Origin of the sequence: Hymenobacter miniatus (assembly GCF_016427455.1) — a bacterium.
GTDB lineage: Bacteria > Bacteroidota > Bacteroidia > Cytophagales > Hymenobacteraceae > Hymenobacter > Hymenobacter armeniacus.
In genome coordinates, this window is the sequence record NZ_JAELXR010000005.1 from 171,257 (window position 1) to 187,034 (window position 15,778).

The window sequence follows — 15,778 nt, forward strand, 5'->3', positions numbered from 1 at the left end:
TGGCATTAGGGCCGCAAAAATGGCCCAAACCAGCCTTCGCAAACCAAAAATCAATGTTCTGGCCAGGGTTGGATGTGGTAGACACGCGCCGCCAGCGCCGTGTCGTTGGCCAATGGTGCGCCTTCGGGGTAGAGCAGCATTGGGGCACCATCGAAGCGGAACCGGCGGGCGAGCCAGCGCGCGGTTTCGGGCGTGAGCACCCACAGGGCCCGGGGCGGTGCACTGTAGGTGGGCAGGCGGGCCAGCCGACGCAGGCATTCGGTTTGGTCGGCGGTGCCGCTCAGGGCCCGGCGCAGGCGGGTCTGGGAGGCATCGTGCGAGGGCCAGCCGCTGAGCAGCAGCACGGGGCCCGGCCCCACCGCGTAGGCGCGGAACGGTGAGAGGCTTTTGAGGAAGTCGTTGGGGCCCGCCACGATGCGCACGGCCCCGGCGCCCCGGCGCCGCAGCACGCTCAGAGCGGCTTCGTGACGACGGCGCTCGGCGCTCAGCACCTGGTGGCGGTGCCAGGTCTTGACGCCGTAGAGCGCCACCGTGCCGCAAGCCAGCAAGGCCGCGCCCCGTAGCCACCAAAGCGGAAAAGTGCGTTCGGCGGCCACTGGGCCGGGAATGTCGCCGCGGCCGGCCGCGGCCGGCCGCCGCACATAAATCAAATTGGCCAGCAGCCAGAAATCGAGCAGAGGCAGCTCCAGCCGCGGCGGCAGCTTGAGCACGCCGGCCAGGAAAGCCAGCGCCCCAACGTAAGCGGCCTGCACCAGCCAGAAATCAACCGCAACGTTCCGTTTTCGCTGGCGCCACACGGCCAACGCCGTAGCCCCCAGGGCCAACAGCACGGGGAAATAGTCGCGCACCAGCAAGCCGGCGCGCACGCGCAGCTTGGCCGGCACCTCGCGGCCGTAAAAGTTTGGGGCGTCGAAGCGGTAGGCCCGCTGGCAGAGGGCCTCGTTGACCAGGGTGGAGTCGCCCATCAGCCACAGGCTAACCGCGGCCGTGCCGAGGCTGTCGGCCGTGGAGCGGGGCTGCGGCTGCAGCTGGTCGAAGTCGAGAATACGGGCAAAATACCGGTCGCGGGCCTGGGTGTGGGCTTCTGTCGGAGTTTGTTGGAAGGTGGCAACGGCCGTGGCCAGCGCCAGCACAGTGGCTCCGCCCAGCAGCACGGGTGCCGCCCGGCGCCAGCTGCCGGCCAGCCACCACGCCGCGGGCAGGGCCGCTCCAAACCCCATCATGGCCAGGCTGGGCCGCATCAGCCAAGCCGCCAGCAGCACCGCCAGCCCCACGGCCAAGGGGCCGCGTCGCCCGGGCCGCTGGGCTGCAAACAGCATCCCCGCACCGGCCAGCAGCAGCCCCACCCGCACGTAGCTGAACCACAGCCAATGCTCCAGCCAGGCCAGCCCGAAAAACAGCACCAACGCCCCCACCCCGGCCACGCCACGCCACCGCGCCCGCAGCCAGTGGTCGAGCACGGCAAATACCAGCACCGTGGCCACGCTCAGCCCCACTCCAAGCAGTAGCCCAAACCACGGCACCGCGGGCTGCGCCGCATAAGCCGCCGACAGCACATGCCCATACCCGTGAAAATACAGCGGCACCGACGCCACCGGCTTTGCCGCAATGACCCCGGAAAATAGCCAGGCCAGCGCCATGTCGTCGTTGGCCTCAAAATAGCTGCCCAGGCCGGCCACCGTGGCCCCAATCAGCCCCAGGGGCAGCAGCACCACGCGCAACAAAACGGCAATACGGGAAGAACTCGACACGGCGGCAATAACGAATGAAGCCGCTAAGAAACGGAGTGAGACACCATCAAGCCCGCCAGAACCGCATTTCGAGCGACACGCGGGTGGCGTCGGGGTTGAGGTTGGCGGCAGCGCCGTGGAGCAGGTAGGGCGAAAACACCAGCACTTCGTCGGGGCCGGGGTTGGGCCGCATGAGCTCCAGCGGGCGGGCGGGGCGCAGCACGCCGGGCACCGTGTAGGGCACGCCGTGGAAAATGGCCCCACCGGCCGTGCGCTCCACGTCGCTTTCGGGCCAGTGGTGGCTGCCCGGCACCAGCGCCAAGGACGACTGCGCCGTGCTGCCCGCCACCGGCAGGTAAATGTTGAGGGCGTGGCGGTAGCGCGGCAACCAGGCGTCGCGGTGCAGCGGGTTTTGGTCGGCGCGGTGAGGCCGCACAATGCGCAAGTGAAACACCGCCTCCTGCACGTTGGGGTTGTAGGCCCGCACCGGCTGGCCGCAGGCGGCGCTCACCAGGGCTTCGAGCAGCGCGGGGGCCACGGGCAGGCGCGCCAGCTCGTAGGCCTTGGTTTGGGCGATGACGGCCAAGTGTCGTTGGGCATCGTCGCCGATGACGCGGTGGTACTGGCTGATGTCGAAATCCGGCGCCACGGCGCAGCCCACGTTGCGCAACGCTTCGCGCAACAGCTCGGCTAAGCCCGCCTGTAGCGCGGCCTGCAGGCCCCCGGGCAAGCCAGGCACCACCGCAAAGCCCGCCGTGGCCCAGGGTGCCTGCGCGCTCAGGTCGACGTCGCCGGACAAAAGCACGGTGTTGTCTTCGGCCGCGGCGGGGCGGCCTTCTACCCGGTGCGGCACCGGTTGGCCATCGACGCGGAGCTGCGGAAGCGAAGAGTCGGGCGAAGCAGGGTTGGTAGGCAAAGACATCAGCGAGCGGGCACCCGCAGAGCCCGCGAGTAGAATAATGACAAACTTAACTTGCGCTGGGCGCAAACAGCCCGCTCCACCCGGCCAACGCCCGCTCCGGCAGGCCCGGCCGGGCTACCCGGCGCAGCAACTCATACAAGGCCCGCACCTCGGCGTGGCGCCGGCGCCGGGCGGCCTGCCGCAGCTCCCAGCGCACGCGGATGGCCAGGGCGGCGCGTTCTTCCGGGGTTCTCACCAGGGCCAGCGCTTTTTCGCACACCCGAATGGTAGAGGCCAAATAAGGGTCGTGGGCTTGGTAGGCTTTGGCGCTCATGCTGCGCGGGTGCTTGCGCTTGCGGGTGGTCACGGCGTCGAGGTACACAAACTGCCAGTCGCGGCTGGCCCGCACCCAGAAGTCGAAATCCTCGTAGGCCAGGGTTTCGTCGTAGCCGCCCAGTGCTTCCAGGCAAGCGCGCCGCATGAGCATGGTGGGCGTGCTGATGAAGTAGCGGGCCAGCACGTCGGCCAGCACCCAGCCGCTGGCGGGGCGGGGCCGCAGCCCGCCGGCGCCGTCGGGCCGGTGGTGCAGGCCCAGCAGCTGGCTTTGCTCGTCAATCAATTCAGCGTTGGAATAGACCATGCCCACGCTGGCATCGGCGGCCTGAAACACCTGCACCTGCTGCGCAATGCGTTCGGGCAGCAGCACGTCATCGGTGGCAAAGTCTATCACAAACTCGCCCCGGGTTTGGCGGAAAGCCTGGTTGAAGGCGCGGCAGTTGCCCACGTTTTCGGGCAGCAGCAGCAGGTGCCAGCCGGGCTGCCGGGCGGCATACTCACGCAGGATGGCGGGGCTGCCGTCGGCGCTGGCGTCGTCCACGAGCCACACTTCCAGGTGCGGGTAGGTTTGGGCGAGGATGGAATCGAGGGCCTCGCGCAGGAAGGGGGCGTGGTTGTGGCACAGCGCCACAATGGTGACGAGGGGCGGCGCAGGGGCCGATGCCGGGGAAGAAAAAGGTGCTGAAGCAAGCATGAAACACGGGCACTGGCCGCCGCAAAGGAAACCCCGAAACGCGGCAGGCGCCTGAAACAGCCTAGGCGAGCGCGAGGCTTTTCCCACAGCTAAGGCATGAAAATACATTCGCCCTCAGCACCTTCTGCACGGTTTCGGCGCTACATTAGCCCCCGAACCTTATCCACTGCCCTACCGCATGAAACACCGCTACCCCGGCTTCGGCCGCCTGGCCGCCCTGCTGCTGGCCGCCAGCACCCACCCCGCCTTCGGGCAAAGCTCCCCCCCCCCCCCCCGCTGCGGCCTTGGCCATGCCTACTAGCGCACACCGCGTAGGCCAGCCCGAGGCGGTGCCCGCACCCGGCCCGGCAAGCGTGGTGGTGGACCCCACCCCCGACCCTAACCTGGTGCGCGTGACCTACTCGGGCGTCAACGCCGTGTGCGTCGGCGACCACCTCACCGTGACGGCCACCGGCGGCAACGGCAATTACACCTGGAGCCCCAACGTTGGGCTCTCGGCTACCGCTGGCGCCTCCGTGGTGGCCGGGCCGCTGGTCACCACCACCTACACCGTGACGAGCACCAACCCCAGCACCGGGGCGCCCACCACGGCCACCGTTGTGGTGAACGCGCTGGAAAACTGCTGCCCCCAAAACCGCAACCGCGCCTACATCAAGGAGGTGCCGGGCACGCTGTTCGACGCCAGCACCGGCTCGCCCTTTCTCACCGACCCCGCCACCGGCAGCCCCTACCCGGCGGGCACGCGCTTTCACCTGGCGGGCGCGGGCCCCAATTCCTCTGCCCCCATCGTGCTGAGCGGGCTGGCCTTTCAGCCGCCCATGGGCAGCGTGCTGCTCATGGACGCCGGCCGAGACCTGTACCTGCAGGACGGCGCCAGCCTGAACCTGGCGGGCGTGAGCATCACGGCTTATTGCAACGACATGTGGGGCAAGCTCTGGGTGCGCAACTCGGCGGCGGGCCTGCGCAGCACCTTTGCCGACGGCACGGCCGCCGACCCCACGCTGAATACGCCCCCCCAACCGGGCCTGGCCACGCTGCGCAACCAGCTCAGCCACAGCCTGGGCGGCATTGAGTTCGAACAGCCCACGCCGGCCGTCACCAATTCGGCGGGCAACGTGAACGTGCCCTATTGCAAGCTCACCGCCACCGACTTTCTGCACAATGAGCAAAGCATCGTGCTGCACCGCAGCGTGTACGGCGAGAACATTTCGGGTGGCGTCAACTACACGTACGTGTCGTTTTCCGCGTTCGACTCGAAGCCCGAATACTTTAAAGCGCCCAAGCTCTTCGCGGCGGGCACCCCCGACTACCCTCACTACTCGCGCTACCAGGCCCTGTTTACCGGGTTTGCGGGCACCTGGTACAACACCACCCACCAGCACACGGTGTTTGGCTTTCATTGCCCCGACGACGGCGAATTGGCCGTCGTGCGCGTCACCAACGGCAGCTTTTCGGATTGCTACCTGGCCGGGGTCAACATCAACGCCACCAACCCCGGCGGCATCCAGGACCGGGCGGTGTATGTGGACGGCAGCACCTTTGTATTTCCTGCCCTACTGAGCCTGCCCACCACGCCGCAGTTCAGCAACGCCATTGCCACCGACGTGTTCGACCACGTGTCGGAAACCCGGGGCGTGTACGTGCGCAACCCGCTCACCTCGGTGGCGAACTGCAATTTCCTGCAGCCCAACGACCCCTACGCCGACTTTTCTTTCTCCGAGCGCACCAGCAAGCAAGTGGGCGTTCGCATTCGGCAAATCATTGCCTTCAATTACAACCGCCTGACCTTGCTACACACCGGCCTGCAGCTCGACGACCCGCTCTTGAGCGTGGTGCCCAACGGCGGCAGTTCCCTGATTGTGAACAACACCTTCACCGCCTGTAGCAAAGACATTGAAATATTTGGCAAAGGCAGCCCGTACCCGCGCGTGTCGCTTCCCTTAAACTGCAACACCTTCGACCGGGTGAACGCCACCCGGCCCGGCACGGCCTACGGCATCTACCTGGCGGCCAACGCCGAAGTCACGTTCGACCCGATACCGCAGGTAGCATCGCCGCCGGCGCTGATGAATAAGTTTCTGGATTACTTAACGGGAACGTCTGGCTACTACGCCTTATACAACATAGGCGCAACCGGCGTAAACTACACAACATATGGCAATTATATAACAGCAAATAATGTATTGAATGGCCATTCCAGGCTGGAGCTTTTGAAAGATGGCGTCTCTCTGACTGGAAAAGGCAATTATGTGGCGGGTACTGCCTGTGGGACGGGCAACCCCGGACTTGAACGTAGTGCGAATTTTGCCCCCACGCTAGAACAAAACCATCCTAATCCCGCAGCAGACTACACAACTTTCTCATATGCGCTTTCGCCGGGAACGACAACCGCTAAGCTGGAAATCAGCAACGGTGGCTATAGCGGAAAAGTCAAAACCTACTCGCTTGACATAAGTCAAAGCCAACTGACACTGAATATGCAAGGTTGGCGCCAAGGTGTCTATTTCGTATCCTTGTTTGCGGATGGCTTATTGATAAAGACGCGACGTCTGGTTGTTCTTTAATCGTTACAGCCATGCTACGAATATTCTTTCGCGCGCTGGTTTTAGTTGCCGGGTGCCTCCCGGCATCCGCCCAGCCTTCCCGCATTTGGCTCAAGAGCTATCAGTATCCTATGGGTGGATACATCTCAGAGCTGCATCGACTTTCTGCTAACCGATTAGTTGGAGTAGGACACATATATGCCTCAATGGGGCCCATCAACGACCACTCCACGGCTCTGTGGTTCTACAACAATCAAGGCGACACGGTCAGGACCCGGCGTGACTTTGTTGACCGTACTGTTATACCTCAAGGACCATTCCCTCCCATCCACAGCTACTCTTCACTGTCGCCGTTGCGGGGCGGCGACTTTTTGGTCATGGGCTCGCGCGGCGGCGGGATGCTGCCGCCAGTCAACATGATAGCTCGACTCGATTCAACGGGCGCCATTCGATGGTCGCGCTTTTTCACCGTCAATGGTTCTTCTACCGGCCATCACAAGTTGCTGGCCTTACCTGATGGCGGCGGCCTACTTACCCACCAAACGGCATTTACTGGTACTAGCACCGTACCCGTGGCCATCGTGTCACGCTTTGACTCTACGGGCGCGGTGGTTTGGCAGCGTACCCTCGGGCGGGCCTACTCCTCTCTGGATAAGTTTGTACCTCTGCCCGACGGCTCTTACGCGCTGGCTGGCTACCAGGAGCGGCCCATGACCGGCGGCGGCAATCTGGTGGCGCCCGATGCTTGGGTGCTGCGCCTGACGGCCAGCGGCGACACGCTGGGCTCGCGCTACTTCGGGCTGCCTAACGACTACGACCAGTTCACCGACGTGCGGCCGAGCGCCAACGGTGGCCTGCTGCTGTGCGGCGTCATCGGCCTAGCCAACAGCCAGCAACAGCAGGGCTGGCTGCTGCAACTCGACAGCCTGAACCGCGTGCAGTGGCAGCAGCGCACCCCGGTCGGCTCCACAGTGCCCAACTTTGTGTTTTACCGCTGCCTGGCTCTGGCCGGCGGGGGCGCCTTGGTGCAAGGCTCACGACTGGCCCCTAACCGGCTGGATGTATTTACTGACTTGTACATGGCCGTCTATCAGCCCAACGGGGTGGGCGGCGCACCCGTGGCCTGGCAGCGATTCACCTCCCCCCCCACCGACGACGAGCCCTACGGCGATTGGGACCTAAGTCCACGAGGCGAGCTTACCGTTAGCGGAAGCATCGACTTTGGCCACACGCAGGCCCTGATGCGCCTCCAGCTGGCCGAGCGCCCCTACGTGCCGAACCTGTGCCAGACGCCGCCGCAGGCCACGCTGGGTTTCGCCCCCACGGCCGGCGGCGACAGCCTGCGCTTCTTCGCCCTCACCGGCGCCGGCCCGCGCCACGCCCAGCTCCTGCGCTGGCGCTGGGACTTCGGCGACGGCACCGCCTTCGACGGGCCCGCGCCCCCGCCCCACCGCTACGCCCCCGGCGCCGGGGCCGCCACCGCCGTGCGCCTCACCGTCACCAACAACCTGGGCTGCGCGGCCACGGCCGTGGCCTTTCCCTTTGCTCTGGCCACCGCCGCCCAGCGCGCGCTGCAGGCCGGCTTCAGCGTATTTCCTAACCCGGCCGGGGCGGCGGGCGCCACCGTGCAGGTGCCGGGCCTGCGCCCCCAGGGCCCCGTGGGCGGCGAGCTGCGCAACGCCCTGGGCCAGGTGGTGCGCCGCGAACAGTGGGCGCCGGCGGCGTTGGCCCGGGGCGTGTCGCTGGGCCTGAGCGGCCTGGCCCCGGGCGTGTACAGCCTGCGCCTGCTGGCCCGGGAGGGCACGTTGGTCAAGCGCCTGCTGGTGCAGTAGGAAAGCACTGGCGCGGCCGGCCTGCGGGCAAGGGCGCGGCACGTATCATTACAAAAAGCCCCGACACTGCACAGTGACGGGGCTTTTTGTTGGGCTTCATTCTTATCACGGCCGGGCCCGCCAGCCCCGCAGATACACCGCTACGCACGCCCCCAGCACCAGCCCGTAGCGGGCGGCATGGGCCCACACCGCGCCGGCCAGCCCCAGCCGGGGCAGCAGCCCCGCCAGCAGCCCGGCAAACACCACGGCCGAAGCCGCCTGCACGGCGATGTAGGGCCCGGTGCGCGCCCGGGCCATGAGCTGGTAGATGAACACCCAGCTCAGGAACTTGGCCCAGTCGCCGAGCAGCTGTGGGGCCAGCAGCGCCTGAGCCGCCAGCAGGCGCGGGGCAAACAACAGCGGCAGCAGCCAGCTGCGGCAGGCAAAAACCAGCCCCAGGCCGGCGGCCAGCAGCGGGGCCAGCAGGGCCAGCACACCCCGCAGGTAGTGTCGGGCCTGCGCCGGCTGGGCCGCCAGGGCCGACAGGCGCGGGTAGAACACGCTGTTCATCACGGCCCCAAATACCATGGTGTAATTGTCGGAAAGCTTGGCCACGGCCTGCCACAAATCGGTGCGGGCGGGGCCGTAGGTGGCCAGCAGGTGGTCGCGCAGCACGTAGTCGACGGCCCGGCCGAAGAGCAGGGAGCTCACGGCCATCAGCAGAAACTGGCCCAGGCCGCGCAGGGCTGTGCGGCTCACGGGGGCGGCCGGGCGCCACTTCGGCAGCACGCCGGCCCGGCGCGCCAGCCACAGGGCCGGCAGCAGCGTCAGGCCCTGGGCCAGCAGGTAGCTCAGCAGCACCTGCGGCAGGGGGGCGCCCCGCAGCAACGTGGCCGCCACGGCCGCCGTGCCCAGTGCCGCCAGCGTCACGGCCAGCCCGATGTACGCCCGCAGGCGGCCCGCCGCCAACAGCGCGGCCCCCGCCAGGCTTTGGCCGGTAACCAACGCAATGCCCAGCACAAACACCGGCACGCTGCGCCAGTCCCAGCCCAGCAGGCCCGTGCCGGCCAGCATGGCGGCGCCTATGAGCAGCGCAAGGGCATTCAGGGCCAGGGCGGCGCCTAACCAGGTGCGGTGGCGCGGGCTGCCGGGTTGGAGAGGGGCCAGGTATTTCACCACGCCCACGTTCACGCCATCGTTGGGCAGGGCCGTGAGCAAGGCCATCAGGTTCTGAAACTGCGCCAGCAGCGTGAGGCCGCCGGCCGGCGCGTAGGTGGCAAACAGTTTGTTGATGACCAAAGCGCCCGCGCCCCGGGCCGCTACGGCCACGCCCGTGCCCAACGAACCGCGCAGGAATGTCTTGGCTGTGGAGGAAATGGCGGCCATTGCCACAAAGAACGGCACACTCCCTCCTTCCTAAGCCAGCGTTTCTCCTTTCCTGCTTCCTCTCTTTCCGCTACCCCACTGCCTTTTCCCAGCTCAGACGCAGTCCGGCCACGCCGCCCAGGTGGCGCTTGAACCGCAGCAGCGAGGCATTGGGGCCGGTGTCGAGGGTGGAGGTGCCGAGGTCGAGCACGGTGAGGGCGCTGGCGCGGGCGAAGGCGTGCAGGCCCTCATTTAGGAGCACCACCGGGCTTAGCGAGTTGCAGCGCAGGGGGCTGGCGGGATAGAAGTTATACAAGGCCGTTGCGCTCACGCGAATGGCCACCGTGAGGGCCGCCCACTCGCCGTCGGGCTGGCGCACCGAGAACAGGAAATGCTCGCGCGGAAACGCCCGAAACAGCGCCTGTATGCGCTCCAGCGGCAGCGACAGGCGCTGCCCCCGCTCCTGCCGGCATGCCCGAATGAACTCGTAGGCCGCGGGCAGCAGAAAGGGCGGCTCCTGCTCGAAGTGCAGGCCGTGGCGCCGGCACTTGTGCAGCCGCCGCCGCTCCGAGGGGTGCAGGTGGGCTTCGTAGTCGCGCGCGGGGTCAAGGTGGTAGTTCTGCTCGGCCAGCGCCACGCGGTAGCCACGCTGCCGCAGGGCTTCGGCGAGAGTGGCCGCGCCGGCGGGGTCGTAGGCGAAAGGATAACCGCGCAGGGCCAGCCGGCGCAGGCCATGGCGGGCCACTTGCGCTTCGGCCGCATCCAGGAGCAGGTGCACGGCGGCGGCGCTGGCGCCGGGCGCCAGCTGCACGGCCCCGAACGGCGCCTGCGCGGGGCTGCTCGCGGCGCCCGCCTCAGCATCCAGGCTCAGGTGGAGCTGGGCTATGGTGCGGGCTTGGGCCGGGTCTTCTACGTAAAAGCTGAGGACGGGCGGGGCACCGGCTTGCAAAGCCTGGTGTTCGGGCCGCAGGTACAGAAATGATTCAAACGCCAACGGTAGCCGGGGCGGCGCGGGGCCCTCGGCCAGCCACACGGCCAAGCCCGGCGCGGGGTGTGCCGCCGTGGTTGCTTCCGCCAATGAGTCCGTTTTTTTCAACCGTGTGTTTCTAGTCTGGGCCGGCAAAGTACGGCACGGAACAGGTCAATGCCGTTTTACTTCCGCTGGTCATGCCATTCTAGGCGCTGAAGGCATCTTCGGCCGCCGGCCCTGCGTAGGGGCGCAAGCTGCTCCGTTGATTCGTTTTCTTTGCCGCATGACACCAACCCGTTTGTCGCCCAAGCCCTCGCCTTCCCTGGACCCGCAATCCACGCCGTCCGACGGCTTCATCACCGACCGCGAAGCCACCCGCCAAGCCCGGGAGCAGCAAGTGGGCCAGCGCCCCGGCACCCTCAACGTGCACGAAGGCGCCCTCCCGCCCCGCCTCTTCCTCACGTCGTACGACGACGCCACCTGTTTTGAGGAAGAATTCACGGGCCGCTACGACGAGCTGCTGGACTACATGCGCGCCCACCCCCAGCTCAAGCACTGGGTGGACGTGCGCGGCTACAACGACCTGCCCCTGCTGGAGCGCATGATGCAGGATTTCGGCCTGCACCCCTTGCAGATGGAAGACGTGCTCAACGACTACCAGCGGGCAAAAATGGAGGTGTTCGACGAGCACCGCCTTTTCATGGTGTCGCGCATGACCGACTTCACCTCCAACCTGGAAATCGACGACGACCAGCTGTCCATTTTCACGGGGCCGAACTATGTGCTCTCGTTTCAGGACGACTACGACGACTGCCTCGACTCGCTGCGGGTGCGCATCCGCAGCAATTTCAGCACCCTGCGCCGCCACCCCAGCCTCTACCTGGCTTACGCCCTCACCGACGTGGTGCTCGACCACTACTACCCCACCATGGCCGCCATCGGCGACTACATCGAGCGGCTGGAGGAAGCCATTTTTGCCGAAAAACGGCCCAAGCGCCTGCTCAACCGCATCCTGCGCATCAAGAAAGACGTGGTGCGCTTCCGCCGGCTGGTGTATCCGGAGCGCGATAAAATTGCCGAAATCCTGCGCTTGCCGGAAGAAGTGATGCCCGAAACCCTCAAAATCTTTTACCGCGACGCCTACGACCACGCCATTCAGGCCCTCGACCTGGCCGAAAGCTACCGCGACAACATTTCCTCGCTCACCGACCTCTACCTGTCGGACCAGGGCAACCGCATGAACGAGGTGATGAAGGTGCTGACCATGATAAGCACCATTTTTATCCCCTTGAGTTTTGTGGTGGGGCTATACGGCATGAATTTTCAGCGCCACGACGACCAGGGCCACCTGCTGCCCCACAACATGCCCGAACTCTACCAGCCCTGGGGTTACCCCGTGGTAATCGGGGTAATGGTGCTGGTGGTCATCGGCCAGTTCGTGTACTTCTACCGCAAAGGCTGGCTCACCAACCGCTAAGGAAGCCCGTTTGGGGAATGGACGATAACAGGTACCGGTTATCGTTGTACGAGTCCATCTCCCAGTGCTGTCCGCACCTGCGCCACCCGCTCGGTCACGGTGCCTTCTACCAGCGTGTAGGGAATGCCATAAAAATCGAGTTGCATGAGAATGGCCCCGTGCTGAAAGCTGCGCAGCGCTTCGGGCCCGCGCCAGCCGTCCTGCTCGAAGGGCACCGTGGGCGCGCACACGAAGGTGTGGGCATAACGCTGCCCGCACACGGCCGCCATGGCCTGCAGCGCGGGGTCGCAGCGGTGAAAATAGTAGTAGGAATACAGCGCCGTGGTGGCCGCGTTGGTGTCGCAAAACAGCACGCCGCGGGCCCGCTCGGCGGCTTCGTCTTCCAGCTCGGCGTGGCGCCGGGCAATGTAGAGCAGGTCGTCGAAGTCGAGGTTGCCGTTTTTTTGCTCGTGCAGGGTGCGGCCGTATTCGGGCACCCAGGCGGTGCCGCAGGCCTGCGCCAGGGCTTCGCACAGCGTGCTTTTGCCGCTGCTTTCGGCCCCCAGCAACACCACCCGCGGCACCGGCGCCGGCGGCACCGCGCCCAGCTGCGCCGCCACCAGCGGGTGCAGGTAGCGGGCCGCCGCGGCCGGGTTCGCGCGCGCCAACGTGCCGGAAACCGGGACCAGGGCCCGCGCCGCATCCACTTCCACATGCGCCACGCCCAAGTGGGCGGCAAACCCCGGCCCGTACGCTTCGCTGCTGAACACGACGTCTACCTGCATCCCCTGACGGGCCAGCCACTGCTTCACGAACTCGCGTTGCGTATGGTCGTCGGCAGCATCGGGCGGCACGCCGTCGGCCGCGGCCGAAAGGGCGAAAACGCGCAGCGGCGTGGCGCCAATGCATGGCCCATCGGCCAGCTCGTCGCCCCGGTACAGGGCCCGCAGCCACTCGGCGCGCACCGCCGCCGGGTGCCGGGCCGAATCGGGGTTGGCATACACCAGCACCACCAGCTCGGCCACTTGGGCCGCGGCGTTTTCCAACAGCAGCTGGTGGCCCCGGTGCGGCGGCCAGAACTTGCCGACTACGAGGCCGGTGCGAATGGCTGAGTTCATTGCTAATTGTTTACGGGTTCACCTTCAATTCGGTGCGGCGCAGCTCGCGGCCCACCAAGCGGGCCAGCTGGTAGGTGTCGGTGGTGGCGTCGTAGCTCAGGGCCACACCGGTGCCGGTGCTGAGCAGCGGCTCGCCCCCCAGCAGCTGGCCCCGCGCATCGTACAGAAACACGTGGGCCGGGCCGGGCTCGGTGATGGCCACCAGCCGGTGGTTTTTGCCAAAATCAAAAAACTGCACCAGCCGCTCGCCCGAGGTCACGAAGCGCTGCGTGAACAGGGGCGCCGCTTGGGTGGGCAGGTACACGTCGATTTGGCTGCCGTCTTCGCGGGTGAGCACAAAGCTGTGGCCGCTGAGGTCGGGCACGAGGCGGAAGCGGGCGGTGCGGCTCCAGGTGGCAATGCGCTTCCGGCTCAGCACGTCGCCGCTGAGGTTGAAGGTGATGAGCTCGCCGTGCTGGTTGACGGTGGTGAGGCGTGTGCGGGCCAACGTGGTGCCGGGCTGCACCAGCAGGTTGCCGGCCAGCCGGGCCCCCAGGCTCAGCGGGAAGCCCGGAAACAGGTTGCCCTGCCCGTCGTAGGCGTACACGTAGCCGTTTTGCAGGGGGGCCACCACCACGGTGCGGCCGCCCGCGTTCAGCAGGGCCGGGCGCCCCGCCAGCGGAAAGTCGAGCCGCTTGGGCTGCCAGCCGCGGAACTCGCGGCCCCGGGCGTCGAGCAGGCGCAGCTCGTTGCCGGCCGTGCGGGCCAGCAGGCGGGCCGGCTCACCGGGGCCGCCGGGGCCCACGGTCAGGTCGGTGAGGTGCAGGGTGTCGGGCAGATTGAGGGGGAAGGGCGGCGCGTCGCGGCCGTCGTTGGCCAGCAGGTGCAGGCGGTGGCCGGCGCCCAGCAGCAGGCCGCCGGCCACTCCGCCCCCGGCCGCCAGCTGCGTGGTGCCCACGGCCGGCCCGGCCAGCGTGTCGGACCACACCACCGAGTTGTCGGCGCTCACAAAGTGCAGCGCCTGGGCCGAATCCTGCACCACCACGGCCGGAATGCGCGTGCCCAGCGCGGGCAGGGCCACCGGCGTGCCCACCAGCCCCCGCTTAAACGCCAGCACGCGCCCGTTGGCGGCGGCGCCCCCGGCCTGGGCGGTGGCGGGCCCCAGGTTGGGGTGGTGCAGCAGCAGCTGGGTGAAGTACTGCGCATCAGGGGCGGCCTCGTTGTCGGCCGGCACCAGCTGGAAGGCCAGTTGAGGAAAGCGCTTGAACAGGGCTTCGTTGCGGAGCAGGCCGGCGCGCCGCTCCTCCGTCAGCACGCCCAGCAGCGCATTCCAACTGTTGCGCGTGTCAACAAAAATGCTCAGGCGGGCGCGGGGCTGGGTTTCCTGCAAAAAAGACACCTGCGCCGGCGACTGCGCCCAGGTGCGCCCCGCCACCACATCGGCCAGGTAGGCATTCAGGGTCAGCTCGTCCGACAGCACGAGGTAATTGCCCATCATCACCCCGGCGCCCGACACCACTTCCACGGCGTTGGGCCGGGCCGGGTCGAGGAGCGGGCCCAGCACGGCCGCTTCCGAAAAGCCCACCGGGTGCACCTGGTACGGCCCCACCCGCGTGAAGGCCGGCGAGTTGCCGTTGAGGCGGCGCAGGCGGGCCAGCCAGGCCTCGGTGCGGGCCGGCACCGAGCAGCGCACCAGCGCCAGCCGGCCGGGCCGGCTGCCCGGCGAGGGAGCGGCCAGGTAAGCCACCGCCATTTCGCCGCCCAGCGTGGCCCGCAGGCTGTCCAGCGCCGCGCCCAGCCCCAGCGAATCGGCTGCCGACGACGTGGGCCGGGGCCAGGTGCGGGCCGGCTGCGCGGCCAGGTGCAGCACCAGCGCGGTGCGCGTGCTCAATATATCGGTGAGGCCCAATGGCTGGGGCGCCTGCCCGCGCAGCCGCTGCTGCAGGCTGCTGTGGGTAGTTTCCGGGGTCGAAAATCCTTGCAGCAACGCCTGGCTGCCGGCCAGCTTCACGCCCAGAAATCCTTGCGACGCCAGCCCGGCCAGCTGGTCGAACTGCCCGTGGGCGTCGCGCCGAAACAGCACGTCGAGGAACTGCGGCAGGCGGCGGTAGTTCACCAGCACCGTGGCGTCCACGCCGCGCAGCTTCAGCAGGTCCGTCGAGCCGAACGAGGCCAGCACCGTGGGCGCGTCGGGGTGGGCCAGGCGGCGCACCACGGCCTCCACAAGGCCGCCGTTGGCGCTGATGAGAAGGTGGTTGCGGTAGTTGAGCACGGTGAGGCTGAACTCGCTGCGCTGCTCCGTGAGGATGGTCAGCTCCTGCCCTTCGTACTCGCGGGTGCTGAGGCGGTACCGGTCGTCGCGGCCCAGGGTTTCGAGCAGGCTGCGCACCTGCCGGTACTCGCTCACCCGCACCAGCGGAATCTGGTAGAGCACGTCGAACTCGCCGGGCCCCGTGACGTGCAGCGAGGTGATGACCAGCTTGCGGCCCAGCAGCGTGAGCAGGCTGTTGCGACGCCGGGCGTTGCCGCCGCTGAGGCTGTCGGCCAGGGCCAGGTGGCCGGCGGCCTGCTGAAAGTAGCGCACGGCCGTGAGGTTGTCCCATAGCTCGGTTTCCTGCAGGTGGCGCACCAGCGTGGGGTGGTCGTGGGTGCTGAGCACGAGCACGGCGTCGTCGGGCACCAGGGCGTAGGGGTCGACGGGCACGGCGGCCAGCGTGCGCCGGTAGTAGACGTACGTGGCCAGCGCCAGCAGCAGCAAGAGGGCCGTATACAGCGCCAGAAGCTTTCGGGACATGCGGGAGGAAGCGGATGACGGGCGACGAAAGTACGCCGGCGGCCGCGGCTGCGCATGAAATCGGAGCGTATCTTTCCGTTC

Annotated in this window: 11 protein-coding genes; 4 read left to right on the forward strand and 7 right to left on the reverse strand. The window is 67.4% G+C overall.

Going from position 1 to position 15,778, the window contains the following annotated elements; translation table 11 throughout:
* Window positions 1-50: 50 nt before the first annotated feature.
* From JAO73_RS09675 to JAO73_RS09685, 3 genes are read right to left on the reverse strand one after another with little or no spacing between them, the layout of a single operon-like run.
* On the reverse strand, window positions 51-1,751 hold the full coding sequence (locus JAO73_RS09675) for a hypothetical protein (protein ID WP_198976859.1): 1,701 nt from the start codon (window positions 1,749-1,751) through the stop codon (window positions 51-53).
* Between the two features lie 46 nt (window positions 1,752-1,797).
* Window positions 1,798-2,652 carry a phytanoyl-CoA dioxygenase family protein gene (locus JAO73_RS09680; RefSeq protein ID WP_198976860.1) on the reverse strand — a complete coding sequence of 285 codons (855 nt, stop codon included), beginning with the start codon at window positions 2,650-2,652 and terminating at the stop codon, window positions 1,798-1,800.
* A gap of 46 nt (window positions 2,653-2,698) precedes the next feature.
* Window positions 2,699-3,661, reverse strand: coding sequence for a glycosyltransferase family 2 protein (locus JAO73_RS09685; RefSeq protein WP_198976861.1), 963 nt, complete (start codon window positions 3,659-3,661; stop codon window positions 2,699-2,701).
* Between the two features lie 178 nt (window positions 3,662-3,839).
* Between JAO73_RS09685 and JAO73_RS23220 the strand changes: the two genes are divergently transcribed.
* The 3 genes from JAO73_RS23220 to JAO73_RS23365 all read left to right on the forward strand — a co-directional run bounded on the left by JAO73_RS23220 (window position 3,840) and on the right by JAO73_RS23365 (window position 8,036).
* Complete coding sequence (locus JAO73_RS23220; protein WP_262896055.1) at window positions 3,840-3,962, forward strand: hypothetical protein; 123 nt, start codon at window positions 3,840-3,842, stop codon at window positions 3,960-3,962.
* Window positions 3,952-6,225: a T9SS type A sorting domain-containing protein gene (locus JAO73_RS09690; RefSeq protein ID WP_198976862.1), complete on the forward strand. Its 2,274-nt coding sequence runs from the start codon at window positions 3,952-3,954 to the stop codon at window positions 6,223-6,225. The genes JAO73_RS23220 and JAO73_RS09690 overlap by 11 nt, the downstream gene beginning before the upstream one ends.
* Before the next feature lie 560 nt (window positions 6,226-6,785).
* Complete coding sequence (locus tag JAO73_RS23365) at window positions 6,786-8,036, forward strand: PKD domain-containing protein (protein ID WP_198976863.1); 1,251 nt, start codon at window positions 6,786-6,788, stop codon at window positions 8,034-8,036.
* Window positions 8,037-8,141: 105 nt separating this feature from the next.
* Here JAO73_RS23365 and JAO73_RS09700 read toward each other — a convergent pair whose 3' ends face one another.
* Both JAO73_RS09700 and JAO73_RS09705 read right to left on the reverse strand, forming a co-directional pair.
* Window positions 8,142-9,401 (reverse strand): MATE family efflux transporter, encoded by a 1,260-nt coding sequence (locus tag JAO73_RS09700; RefSeq protein WP_198976864.1) that lies wholly within the window; start codon window positions 9,399-9,401, stop codon window positions 8,142-8,144.
* Between the two features lie 70 nt (window positions 9,402-9,471).
* Window positions 9,472-10,458: a hypothetical protein gene (locus tag JAO73_RS09705; protein WP_198976865.1), complete on the reverse strand. Its 987-nt coding sequence runs from the start codon at window positions 10,456-10,458 to the stop codon at window positions 9,472-9,474.
* Window positions 10,459-10,633: 175 nt separating this feature from the next.
* On the opposite strand from JAO73_RS09705, the gene corA reads away from it, so the two are divergent.
* Window positions 10,634-11,827 (forward strand): magnesium/cobalt transporter CorA, encoded by a 1,194-nt coding sequence (gene corA / locus JAO73_RS09710; protein ID WP_198976866.1) that lies wholly within the window; start codon window positions 10,634-10,636, stop codon window positions 11,825-11,827.
* A gap of 38 nt (window positions 11,828-11,865) precedes the next feature.
* Here corA and JAO73_RS09715 read toward each other — a convergent pair whose 3' ends face one another.
* Both JAO73_RS09715 and JAO73_RS09720 read right to left on the reverse strand, forming a co-directional pair.
* A complete protein-coding gene (locus JAO73_RS09715; RefSeq protein ID WP_198976867.1) occupies window positions 11,866-12,924 on the reverse strand; it encodes an AAA family ATPase in 1,059 nt (352 codons plus the stop codon).
* Window positions 12,925-12,934: 10 nt separating this feature from the next.
* Window positions 12,935-15,697: a hypothetical protein gene (locus JAO73_RS09720; RefSeq protein WP_198976868.1), complete on the reverse strand. Its 2,763-nt coding sequence runs from the start codon at window positions 15,695-15,697 to the stop codon at window positions 12,935-12,937.
* Between the last annotated feature and the right edge of the window lie 81 nt (window positions 15,698-15,778).